Source organism: Carnimonas bestiolae (genome assembly GCF_051251145.1).
Lineage (GTDB): Bacteria > Pseudomonadota > Gammaproteobacteria > Pseudomonadales > Halomonadaceae > Carnimonas > Carnimonas bestiolae.
Map to the genome: position 1 here is coordinate 53,093 of NZ_JBPCZK010000005.1, position 11,782 is coordinate 64,874.

General features: G+C 58.1%; 12 protein-coding genes. 11 read left to right on the forward strand and 1 reads right to left on the reverse strand.

The window, feature by feature from the left end:
• Nucleotide 1 precedes the first annotated feature (1 nt).
• The 9 genes from R84865_RS07670 (at nt 2) to R84865_RS07710 (ending at nt 9,893) form a co-directional block, all read left to right on the forward strand.
• Nucleotides 2–1,228 carry a CaiB/BaiF CoA transferase family protein gene (locus R84865_RS07670; RefSeq protein ID WP_435639309.1) on the forward strand — a complete coding sequence of 409 codons (1,227 nt, stop codon included), beginning with the start codon at nt 2–4 and terminating at the stop codon, nt 1,226–1,228.
• A gap of 63 nt (nt 1,229–1,291) precedes the next feature.
• Complete coding sequence (locus R84865_RS07675; protein ID WP_435639310.1) at nt 1,292–2,041, forward strand: electron transfer flavoprotein subunit beta/FixA family protein; 750 nt, start codon at nt 1,292–1,294, stop codon at nt 2,039–2,041.
• Nucleotides 2,041–2,970, forward strand: a complete 930-nt coding sequence (locus tag R84865_RS07680) for an electron transfer flavoprotein subunit alpha/FixB family protein (protein ID WP_435639311.1) — start codon at nt 2,041–2,043, stop codon at nt 2,968–2,970. The genes R84865_RS07675 and R84865_RS07680 overlap by 1 nt, the downstream gene beginning before the upstream one ends.
• Nucleotides 2,971–3,144: 174 nt before the next feature.
• Nucleotides 3,145–4,806 carry an electron transfer flavoprotein-ubiquinone oxidoreductase gene (locus tag R84865_RS07685; RefSeq protein ID WP_435639312.1) on the forward strand — a complete coding sequence of 554 codons (1,662 nt, stop codon included), beginning with the start codon at nt 3,145–3,147 and terminating at the stop codon, nt 4,804–4,806.
• A gap of 188 nt (nt 4,807–4,994) precedes the next feature.
• The gene (locus R84865_RS07690; protein WP_435639313.1) at nt 4,995–6,095 is read left to right on the forward strand and encodes an iron-containing alcohol dehydrogenase family protein; all 1,101 of its coding nucleotides are present in this window, start codon (nt 4,995–4,997) and stop codon (nt 6,093–6,095) included.
• 275 nt (nt 6,096–6,370) lie between these two features.
• A complete protein-coding gene (locus R84865_RS07695) occupies nt 6,371–7,372 on the forward strand; it encodes a FecCD family ABC transporter permease (RefSeq protein WP_435639314.1) in 1,002 nt (333 codons plus the stop codon).
• Entirely contained in the window at nt 7,373–8,173 is an 801-nt protein-coding gene (locus R84865_RS07700; protein ID WP_435639315.1) for an ABC transporter ATP-binding protein, read from the forward strand.
• Nucleotides 8,174–8,261: 88 nt separating this feature from the next.
• Complete coding sequence (locus R84865_RS07705) at nt 8,262–9,227, forward strand: ABC transporter substrate-binding protein (RefSeq protein WP_435639316.1); 966 nt, start codon at nt 8,262–8,264, stop codon at nt 9,225–9,227.
• Nucleotides 9,228–9,350: 123 nt separating this feature from the next.
• Nucleotides 9,351–9,893, forward strand: coding sequence for a lysozyme inhibitor LprI family protein (locus tag R84865_RS07710; RefSeq protein ID WP_435639317.1), 543 nt, complete (start codon nt 9,351–9,353; stop codon nt 9,891–9,893).
• Nucleotides 9,894–10,110: 217 nt separating this feature from the next.
• Here the strand turns inward: R84865_RS07710 and R84865_RS07715 are convergent, their stop codons facing one another.
• Nucleotides 10,111–10,398 (reverse strand): hypothetical protein, encoded by a 288-nt coding sequence (locus R84865_RS07715; protein ID WP_435632513.1) that lies wholly within the window; start codon nt 10,396–10,398, stop codon nt 10,111–10,113.
• Nucleotides 10,399–10,714: 316 nt separating this feature from the next.
• Here R84865_RS07715 and R84865_RS07720 point away from each other — a divergent pair, with 316 nt between their 5' ends.
• Together R84865_RS07720 and R84865_RS07725 are read left to right on the forward strand one after the other, a co-directional pair.
• A complete protein-coding gene (locus tag R84865_RS07720; protein ID WP_435639318.1) occupies nt 10,715–11,407 on the forward strand; it encodes an XRE family transcriptional regulator in 693 nt (230 codons plus the stop codon).
• 15 nt (nt 11,408–11,422) lie between these two features.
• Complete coding sequence (locus R84865_RS07725; protein WP_435637201.1) at nt 11,423–11,767, forward strand: LexA family transcriptional regulator; 345 nt, start codon at nt 11,423–11,425, stop codon at nt 11,765–11,767.
• The last annotated feature ends 15 nt before the right edge of the window (nt 11,768–11,782 follow it).

An 11,782-nucleotide genomic window follows, 5' to 3' on the forward strand; every position in this document is an offset into this window, starting at 1 on the left:
TATGGGGGCTTTAACGGGATACAAGGTGCTTGATCTTAGCCGCGTGCTGGCAGGCCCCACCTGCGCCCAAATATTGGGCGATCTAGGTGCGGATGTGATCAAGGTGGAGCGCCCCAGAATGGGTGACGACACTCGCCACTGGGGGCCTCCCTACATGCAGCGGCCGGAAGGAGGTGACAGCGACGAAGCGTGCTACTTCCAGGCCGCCAACCGCAACAAACGCTCAGTGGCCATTGATATGGCAACGCCAGAAGGTGCTGATCTTGTGCGTGAGCTTGCTAAAGAGTGCGATGTGCTGGTGGAAAACTTCAAAACCGGCTCGTTGGAGAAGCTGGGGCTCGGCTACGACACCTTGTCGGCCATCAATCCACGGCTGGTGCACTGCTCCATCACCGGTTATGGACACACCGGACCGCGCGCTCATGAGCCCGGCTACGATTTTGTGGTCGAGGGCATCGGCGGTTTCATGAGCGTAACCGGCGAGCGTGACGATCGCCCCGGCGGCGGCCCGCAAAAGGCAGGTGTTGCCATCGCCGACTTGATGACGGGCGTTTATGCAGTGGCCGCTATCGAAGCAGCGCTGCTGGCCAGAGAGAAAACCGGGCGTGGTCAGCACTGCGATATGGCGCTGCTGGATGTGCAAATCGCCATGATCGCTAATTTGGGCCAAGGCTATCTGGCGACCGGCGATATTCCCCAGCGAATGGGCAACGATCACCTCAATATCGTGCCGTATCAGGTGTTTAGCGCCAAGGATAAGCAGTTTGTGCTGGCGTGCGGCAACGATAGCCAGTTTGCCGCGCTGAGCAAGGCGATTGGCATGCCCGAGTTGGCTGCCGATCCAAACTACGCCACTAACCCCATGCGGATTCGTCATCGCGACAGCTTGCTGCAGATTCTGGCGGATCGCTTTCGCGAGGAAACTGCTGAGCATTGGAGTGCTCTGCTGGTGAAGTCGAAGATCCCCGTCGGGCCCATCAACAACTTCGCTGAAGCGCTGGACGATGCTCAGGTTAAGGCGCGCGGCATGGTGGTGGATCGACTTGCGCATCCGATCAATCCTGATTTCCGCTTTATCGCCGACCCCATCAACCTCTCGGACACTGCCGTGGAGTACCGGCGTCCGCCGCCGCTGCTGGGGCAAGATACCGCCTCGGTGCTGAGCGAATACCTGAATATTGATGCTGAACGATTGGCGCAGCTGCACGGTGCCGGCGTTATTCAATAGCCGCCCGCGCTGACATGCGTCGCGTCACTCTATTTCCCGTGCCTTATATAAGGAGGGCTTTTCATGAAAGTACTTGTCGCCGTTAAACGCGTGATTGATTACAACGTCAAGATACGCGTCAAACCTGATCATACCGGCGTTGATCTCAGCAACGTCAAAATGGCGCTGAATCCCTTCTGCGAAATTGCGGTTGAAGAAGCCGTGCAATTGAAGGAACGCGGCGTTGCCGATGAAACCGTGGCGGTTTCAGTGGGCACTGACGCCTCCCAGGAGCAGTTGCGCACTGCGCTAGCGCTGGGCATTGATCGCGCCGTGTTAGTAAAAACCGACACCGAGACGGGCCCGCTGGGCGTCGCGCGGCTGCTGCAGGCCGTTGTCGAGAAGGAGCAGCCTGATCTGATTATTCTCGGTAAGCAGGCCATCGATGGGGATAGCAACCAGGTGGGGCAAATGCTGGCAGCGCTGCTTGAGCGTCCGCAGGGCACGTTCGCTTCCAAACTGGAGATAGAAGGGGATCACGCGCTGGTTACCCGTGAAATAGATGGCGGTCTGCGTACCGAGCGGCTTGCGCTTCCCGCGGTCATTACCACTGATCTGCGCCTCAACGAGCCGCGCTTCGCGTCGCTGCCGAATGTGATGAAAGCCAAGCGCAAACCGCTGGACGTACTTCAGGCAGCAGAGTTGGGCGTCGACACCGCCTCGAGTCTGGAGGTGGTAGCAGTTGAGCCGCCGCCCGAGCGTGAGGCGGGCATCCTGGTCGATTCAGTGGCTGAACTGGTCGAAAAACTCAAACAGGAAGCGAAGGTGATCTAATGGCTATTCTGGTGTTTGTTGAGCGTGAAGGAAGCGCGCTAAGTGCGGCGTCTCTTAGTACCATTACGGCGGCCCAGCAGCTCGGTGGCGATGTGCACTTGCTGCTGGCAGGACAAGATCTTGGCGAGGTTAGCGCTGCTGCTGCCCAGGTAGACGGCGTGGCGGAAGTGCTAGTGGCCGACCATACGGCGTATCAGCAAAGTTTGGCCGAGAGCCTTGCGCCGCTGTTGGCGAAGACGGGCGCTAACTATTCGCATATCCTTGCGCCAGCGTCGTCGGTAGGCAAGGATGTGTTGCCGCGTGCCGCCGCATTGCTGGGCGTCGATCAGATCTCCGATGTGATCGAGGTGGTCGACGAGGCGACCTTCAAGCATCCGATCTATGCCGGTAATGCCATCGAAACGGTACGCTCATCGGCGCCGCTGAAGCTGTTAACGGTACGCGCAACGGCCTTCGATGTGGCGGCTTCAGGGCAAGGCTCGGCCACTGTTACTGCGCTGCAGGAGAGCGCTGACAACGATGTGTCCGAGTTCGTTGAGGACCAGCTTGCGGTGTCCGATCGCCCCGAACTAACGACGGCCAAGATTGTGGTGTCGGGGGGACGTGCGTTGGGCAGCAAAGAGAATTTTGACATCATCTACTCGCTGGCGGACAAATTGGGCGCCGCGGTGGGTGCTTCGCGCGCGGCGGTCGATGCAGGCTTCGTACCCAACGATCTGCAGGTAGGCCAAACCGGCAAGGTTGTGGCGCCTGATCTGTATATCGCGATAGGAATATCCGGTGCCATCCAGCATTTGGCGGGCATGAAAGGGTCCAAAGTCATTGTTGCGATCAACAAGGACGAAGACGCGCCTATTTTCCAAGTAGCGGATTATGGCCTGGTGGGCGACTTGTTCGATGTGGTGCCAGCGCTGGAGCAAGCGCTTTAAGCAGTACCGCTCTCTATCGGAAGATGCAGGGCGGCAGTGGCTCGCCCGGAAATTGGCTATGGCGAGCCGATTAAAATTGATCTTCCGTCAGGGCAGCGGTGCTGAGGCAGCCACCATAATAACGACGCCCTGCCGTATACAGGGGGGCGCGCACCGGAATTAGGATGAGGGCATATGACGGACGCAATTGAACGCGAGTCAATGGAGTTTGACGTAGTCATCGTCGGCGCTGGTCCGAGCGGCTTGGCGGCTGCTTGCCAGTTGATGCAAAAGGCCAATAGCGCCGGTCAGGAACTGTCGGTATGCGTGTTGGAAAAAGGGGCGGAAGTCGGCGCGCATATTTTCTCGGGCGCTTTGCTTGATCCACGCGCGCTGATCGAGCTGTTTCCCGATTGGCAGGAGCGCGGTGCGCCGCTGCATACGCCGGTGGTGCGCGATGAGGTCTATCTGCTCAAGAACGGCGAGAAAGCGCGCAAGATCCCTAACGCGCTGGTGCCTGGCACCATGCACAATACCGGTGGCAGTACGCCGAACTATGTGATCAGCGCGGGTAATCTTTGCCGCTGGCTGGGCGAGCAGGCCGAGGCGCTCGGCGTCGAGATTTTCCCGGGCTTTGCCGCGCAGCACGCCATCGTTGAAGAGGGCGTCGTTAAAGGCGTGATTACCGGTGATATGGGGGTGGCTGCCGATGGCAGTGAAACCGCCAATTACATGCCGGGCATGGAGCTACGCGCCAAATACACGCTGTTTAGCGAAGGTTCGAGAGGCCACATCGGCAAGCGTTTGATCAGCGACTTCGCGCTTGATGAAGGGCGCGATCCGCAGCATTACGCGATTGGCTTCAAGGAGCTGTGGGACGTGCCTGCCGAGCTGCATGAGCCGGGTCTGGTGCTGCATGGTTCCGGTTGGCCGCTGGCAGGCAATGCTGACGGTGGCTGGTTTCTTTACCACGGTGATCAGCAGCAGGTGATGGTCGGGCTGATTATCGATCTTGCGTACCGCAACCCTTATTTGTCGCCGTTCGATGAATTCCAGCGCATGAAGCATCATCCGCTGCTTAAACGCTACCTTGAGAAAGGCAAGCGTGTTTCCTATGGCGCACGAGCGATTACCAAGGGCGGCATGAATTGCTTGCCCAAAATGACGATGCCTGGCGCGTTGCTGCTGGGATGCGATGCCGGCACGCTGAACTTCGCCAAGATCAAAGGCATTCACACCGCGATGAAGTCTGGGCTGGTGGCTGCCGACAGCATTGTCGAGGCGCTTCGAGCCGGCGATCAGGGCGGCGCCGAGCTGACCTCATTCACGCGTCAGTGGGAAGCAAGCTGGGCGTGGCAGGAGCTATACGAGCAGCGTAACTTCGGCCCGGCCATTCATAAATACGGAACGCTAGGTGGCGGCGCTTATAACCGGCTCAATCAGCTGTTGGGCAACAAGCTGCCGACCGTTCACGATACTCAGCGCGATGAAACCCTGACCCACGCGCAGGATGCTGAAAAGGTGGAATACGCCAAGCCTGACGGCAAGATTTCGTTCGATAAGCTGTCGTCGGTGTTTCTGTCGAGCACTAACCACGACGAAAATCAGCCCTGCCATCTGAAGCTAACCGATCCGAAGATTCCTATCCAAACGAACCTGCCGGAATACGCCGAGCCCGCGCAGCGCTACTGCCCTGCGGGTGTTTACGAAGTGGTGGAAGGTGAAGAGGGGCCGCGCTTCCAAATCAATTTCCAGAACTGTATTCACTGCAAGACCTGCGATATCAAGGATCCTTCGCAGAACATCACCTGGACAGCGCCAGAAGGAGGCGGAGGCCCACGCTATCCCAATATGTGAAGGATTCGATGCGGCGGGTGGCCGAGCTAACCTGAACTGGGGTGCGCGAATAGGTCTGCGCGTAGCGTGCCCAATCGACGCTCGCCAAATTCGACAATGCGGGCGATGAGGTAGAAAGTAGCAAGATGCCGCCGTGATCGAACATCAAGGCTGGCGGCTTTCCGTACTCATGTAACGCAGGTAGCAAGATGTCTTTAGCCCCCTTTATTGTTAGACCCGGTCCCCAGGAATACGAATGTCGCGCAGGTGTCATGGATACGCTGCCCGAACGCCTTCATGCCCACGGCATTAGCAAAGCCGTGCTGGTGCATGGCAACGAATCCTGGGCCAACGCCAAGCCCTTCCTTAGCGCACTGCTCGATAGCGATGTCGAACTCAGCTTGCACGCGTTCGCCGGTGAGTCGACCTATGCGGAAGTGGCAAGAGTGACTGAACTAGTCAAGCAAACGTCTGCGCAGGCGATTATTGGCGTGGGCAGCGGCAAGCTGGTGGATGTGGTCAAGCATGTCGCTGAAGATGTCGTGCCGCTTTATTCGGTTATCATTCCTACTCTGGCGAGCAATTGTGCGCCTTGGGCACCGCTCAGCGTGATGTACAGCGACGCCGGTGTGTTCGAAGGCGTCGATTGGCTGAAAAAGCAGGTTGGCCTATTGCTGGTAGACCCGCGTATCGTTGTGACTGCGCCGGAAAAATACCTGGTGGCGGGCATTGGCGACACCATTGCTAAATGGTACGAATCCGAGCAGATTTTGGCGCGCCAGGAAACTCAGGCCAGCGCTTTCCTGCAAGCGGCCCGCGGTCATGCGTATACCTGCAAGCAGGTAATGGTGGAAGAAGGCGCGCAGGCAGTGGCCGACCGCAACGCGCAGCGTGTGTCGGATACCTTCGTCAAGGTAGCGGAAACCATCATCGCTATCAGCGGGCTGGTTGGTGGCTTCGGCGATGCCTATGCGCGCGCGACGGTTGCACATGCCATTCATGATGCGATCACCGCCTTCCCGGAAACTCACCATTATTTGCATGGCACCAAGGTCGCTTATGGCGTCATGGTCAATCTGGCGTACGAACACAATTGGGATGAAGTAGATCGGCTGCTGCCTTTCTATACCGCGCTCGGGTTGCCCAAGCGCCTGGCCGATCTGGATATCGACTATCTCGATGAAGCGCAACTGCGCAGTATGGCCGAAGATGCCCACAATGACGCGTTGCTCAAGGTATCCATGTACGACACCACGCCCGCATTGATCTATCAGGCGGTGAAGGATCTCGAAGCGCATTTTGCCGAGTAAAAATACAGAGCCCGCCGGTAGGTGGGCGTTGCGGAATACGTGAGCGCTTTATTGAGCCGGCGCATTAGCAGCTCAATTGAGCTTAGGTTACGCATCTCAGGCGTTTCATCTGCCGCTCAATGGTGGCAAAGATCGATACCCCGACTGTTCAGTCCCGCAAATAGGCATCCCCGTTGCCCATGGCTGCCCCGCCGAATATACGGCACACTTGTCGCATCATTTTCGGTAAGGATTTACCCCATGAGCGTGGCTTTAGGATAATGCGTCGCTATTGCATGGTAGTTGTTGCGCTGCTGCTGGCACTGTTCGTGATGAGCGCGGTGGCGCTGTGCGTCGGCCGCTATAGCGTCGATGGGCAGCAGCTTATGCAGCTGTTGATCGCGCCGTTTGGCGCATCCAGCGAGTCTGATCCGGTTGTTTCTGCAGTGGTGCTGCAATCGCGCTTGCCGCGCATTGTGGCGGCTATCCTGATTGGCGCAGCGCTTTCCTGTGCGGGAGCTTCTTATCAGGCAGTGTTCCGTAACCCGCTGGTGTCGCCGGACCTGCTCGGCGTGCTAAGCGGCGCGGCCTGCGGTGCAGCGGTGATGATTATCGCCGGGCTTAATCCGCTGCTGGTGCAGGCGGGGGCCTTTACGGGCGGCTTGATTGCGGTAGCGGCGGGCATGAGTATTGCGCGGGTGTTCAAGGCGCAAGGGTTGCTTAGCCTGCTGATGGGCGGACTGATTGCCAACGCGGTGTTCACGGCGTCGCTGTCGCTGCTGAAATATTTGGCGGACCCGCTGGATCAGCTACCGGCCATTGTCGACTGGCTGCTCGGTTCACTGGCGCAGGCCAACTGGTCGATGCTGACGTGGATCAGCGTGCCGATGCTGGTGCTGCTTGCGATCATGCTACGGCTGGCACCGCTGCTCGATATTCTCTCCCTTCCCGACGAAGAAGCACAAAGCCTTGGCATTGCGGTAAAGCGTCAGCGATTGCTGTTGATTGGTATTGCCACGTTGGCCTCGGCGATGACCATTTCGATGGCGGGCATTATTGGCTGGGTGGGCCTGCTGATTCCCCATGTCGCCCGACTTCTGGTAGGGGCATCGCATCGGCGTATGATGCCGGTATGCGCGGTGGCGGGCGCTCTGTGCATGGTGTTGTCGGACACACTGGCGCGTTCACTCTCGATTAGCGAAATTCCGCTGGGCGTGATTACCGAACTGACCGGTGCGCTGGCCTTTATTCTGGTGCTGTATCGAGTGGGCCGCACGCTGAATGGAGGCAAAGGCTAAATGCACAATATGGTCAACAGCGCCGCGCCGCTGCTTGAGATAGCGCAGGTCGGCTTTCATTACCGCCGCCATAGCGCCATCTTGAGCGATATCTCTTTGACTATTGAGGAAGGGGAATTTGTCGGCATTCTGGGTAAGAATGGAGCTGGTAAAAGCTCGCTGCTGAGAATTTTAGCAGGCATCACGCCGCCTTCCTCGGGAGAGGCGCGTTTGGCGGGCACGCCGATGGCTGAGTACTCGCCACGTGCAATAGCGCGTTGGCTGGCGTATGTGCCCCAGCAACGTCTCGATAGTTTTGGCTACAGTGTTCGGCAAATGGTTGCCATGGGGCGGGTGCCGCATCGCGGCGTGCTAGCACGCTTGAACAGCGACGATGATGCCTGTGTCGATGAGGCGATGGAGCGCATGGGCATCGCCGCGCTGGCGGAACGTTCGGTGGTGGCGCTGTCGGGCGGCGAGCGCCAGCGTGTGACGATCGCTCGCGCATTGGCGCAACGTGCACGCGCTATTCTGCTGGACGAACCGATGGCGGGGCTGGACCCCGGCAGCCAAGCGAGCCTGCTGCTTTTGCTGACTGAATTGGCCAAGGAAGGCCATACCATCGTGATGAATTCGCACGCTCCCGAGGAGCTGTTTGCCTACGCATCGCGCGTTATCATGTTGGATAGCGGCACGCTGGCCGCCGATGGCGAGCCTGCGCAGGTGATCAACGTGGAGCGGATGTCGCAGCTGTACGGACTGCCGCTGCGGCAGGTCGATCAGCACGGACGGCGATTTTTCTATCCCGCTAACGCGCAATAAAAAGGCCGCTGCCACAGCACCACTGTTTATGTGCTGTACGTCGAAGGGCAGGCAGCTGGCACCACCTACCTACAACCAAGTGGCCACCATGAAACGAACGCTCCACTCAACATTGGCGGCTCTGCTGGTCGCTTGTCTACCGTTTGGCTCGGTCAGCGCCGCCCCTTCGCGCATTGTGGAAGGGTGGTACGCACACAATGCCACGCTGATCATGCTGGGCGCGCAAGACGCGATTGTCGGCACGGTAGCCAAACCGTCGATGCTGCCGTGGATGTTCACGCTGCTACCTCAGCTTGAAAAGGCGCAGCAGTTTCCTTCCCCGCGCCTGAATGGTGAGGCCGTGCTAGCGCTTAAGCCGGATATCACGTTTGTGCCGAAAAGCAGCCAGATTGCGGCACCGCTGCGCAGATTGGGCCTGACGGTGAAGGAAGAGGGGTTCGACAGCTTTCGCGGTATGCGCGAGAGCCTGAACAATACCACCGAAGTGATCGATACCCCGCTGGCGCGCTCGCGTAATCAGGCCTATCAGCAGGCGCTCGAAGAAGAGCTGAGCAAGCCGCATGCGGCGGCGGCCTCACCGAAAGTGGTGCACATCGAATCGACGGCGCCGCTGCGGGTGGATGGCAGCCACACCATTATCAACGAATGGATTCGGGCGGCCGGAGGCATTAATGCTGCTAGCGCCGTTAGTGGCAACAAGCAGCCGGTCGCCATCGAGCAGTTGCTAGCATGGCAGCCCGATATCATCATCGTTGGCGGCACCGCCGGTGACCTGCGGGCGTTGCAGCAGAATCCGCTGTGGCAGCGGCTCAACGCGGTGCAGGCGGGCAAGGTCTATCGCAATCCCGCCGGAATTTTTCCTTGGGACCGCTACGGACCGGAGCTGCTGCTGCAAATCAAGTGGGCGAAGCAGATTGTTCAGCAAGGCAGTGTCGATACAGAGCAGATGGTGGCCGCCGTCACCGACTTTTATCAGCGTTTTTACGGCATTTCGCTGGCTGATAACGACGCGCGACTGATGCTGGAAGGGCGCCCGCCTGCCCAGCGTCGCTGAGTCGATTGCCAGTGGGCCATTGGCGATCTGTTGGGTTTAGAAGAGCGTCACTCGGCCGCGTTGTGGCGATACTGAATACGAATATTGCGAGTTTCCATTAACAGTGTGGAGTGGAGCGGACTCATGCGAATGGTGTCAGGCAGGGCGTTACTTACGGTGGCAGGGCTTGCGCTGAGTATCGGGGTGGTTACGCCAAATGCAGCTGCGTCTTCTCCGGTGAAATCCGACAGCAAAGAGGCGGTGCCGCACAGCACTTCCGAACAGATAGTGACGTTTCATCTGTCATGTCCCGGTAATCGTCAGACAACGACTCCCGAGGTGGAAGGCTGCTTTGGCACCAAAATAGATCAGGTCAAAGCAGTGCAAGACAAGTACATTAGCGCTATTCAGAAGAGGATCGCGGATTTAGGGGATAACGCTGATAGCGTTAAAGAAACGCAGCAGGCTTTTGACGCCGAAAACAAGGCGTGGGATGCCCTGATCGATAAGGCGAGTAACGCTTCCTACCAGCATTGGAGCGGCGGCACGATCCGCGGTACCGCCTATCGTTCTCGAATGCTGGCGTTGATGGAACTGCGGGTGCACGAGCAGTGGGAAGGCTGGTTAAAAATGGTAAGTAGGAGCGATACCCCCATGTTGCCCGAGCCACGTTTCGAAGAACGCTAAAGCATCTGTGGTCCAGGTTTGCAGCAGGCTATTGGGTCTCAATGGCTCTCCATAATCTTCGCACCGGTACGGCGCTGGAGCACCGCATCCATTCCTCACCCCAGCTTGAAACATGTGCTTCTATCGGTGCCACCTTTCGAGAAGGCAGACATGTTAGAAGCGCGAAAGGCACGCCCCATCGGGCGTGCCTTTGTTTTTAGCGGCCTACAGACTGCCATCAGTGCGTTGCGGCGTGGTTTTCCGCGGGCATCTGGAAGCCTTTATTGATTTGAGCCTGTAAATGCGGCGAAGGCGTTAGCGGAATATCCAGCTTCTGCCACCCGGGATGGTTGCTCGGGTAAGCAATGTCTTCGATTTCGATGGAAACGTGACCGCGAAATGTGCAGTTGGAGCACTCGGCGATGCCGCGAATATATACTGGGCTCATCCGTTCGCTGGTGCGCATGCCAAGAAACTTGCCGCAGTAGGGACAGGTCATACGCAGTCGGTTTTTCAAGGTGCTCATTTGCTGCCCTCCTTGGGGTGCATGATGTTGATCGTTAAGGTTTTGCGCTGTTAATGGGGCGATAGGAGCCCTGATACCGCTGTCGTGCGCATGTTACTTCTAGCGACAGACCTCATTTCGGCACCATCAAGGGTTCACGTTATGAAATCTGTCGAGCCCCTTTCGATTCGCGCGCAGTCTGCGCAGCTGCCGAAATATCTGAGGTGCTACACGCGACAGCGGTATATCAGATGAGGTATCCTCGTTGTCATTAGCAGCGTTTGCCCATTCATAATGGTTCACGTACGTGAACCTGTCAATAAAATGGTTCACAAAAATGTCCTTAGGCTTGCGTCTTAAACAGGAGCGTGAGCGTCTGGGGTTGAGCCAGACCGCTCTCGCCAGCGCCTGCGGGGTTGGAAAAACCACGCAGATCAATTACGAAAAAGATGTACGCTCTCCCGATGCCCACTATCTGCTGGCCGCTCGTGAGGCTGGCATCGACACGCACTGGGTGCTTTTTGGCGAAAGCGCCCCTTTCGACGGTTTCAGTGTCGAGGGTCGCCAGCCGTCGTCGTATGGCGCTGAGGCGGAACCGTCACGTGCGTATAGCCATTTGGCAAAGATCCCGCTCTACGACGTCGAAGGCGCTGCCGGTGCTGGGCGTACGCTCGAAAGTGAAGAGGTGGTGGGGCATTTCACGCTCGACGCCGACACCACCCAGCAGTTAGGCATTCACGGCGTACGTTTGGTTGGCGTGCGAGTGCGTGGCGATTCGATGATTCCCACGCTGGCTGATGGCGATTGGGTGGTCATCAACCTCGACGACGTCAACGTGGCGCAGGCGGGCGTGTTCCTGATTTGGGTGAGCGGTGAGCTGCGCATCAAGCGATTGCAGCGTGTTGCTGGCGGTGCCGTGCTGTTGATCAGCGACAACAAGGTGTATGAGCGTGAAATGATCGCCCCCGATCAGATGCATGAATTTGCGGTATTGGGGCGGGTGATGTTGAGACTGGGCGAAATTTCGTAAGGAGCTCGACACATCATGCGCGTTCGTTATCTCGGCCCTATGCTGCTAGGCATCGATCATCCTGCGCTGGCGGGACTGTCGCCCGACCATTTTTCGCCCAACGCTTTTGCCGTAGAGGTCAGGGAAGATGCTGGCTGCGATGGCCCTATCATTGAAGGCGATGTACTGATTGCCGAAGAGCGCGGATCGGTGCTCCACGATGATTTGGTGATTGTCGAGCAAGACGACGAATATCACCTGATGCGGGCGTTTCGTCTCAACAATCGCGTGCGTCTGCTATCGCTGAGCGGTAGCGAGGGGTGTTGGGCTCGATCTGGTGAGGTAAAAGGGGTGATTACCAGGCAGCTTCGACAATACTAGCGTGCGGGCAGAAAG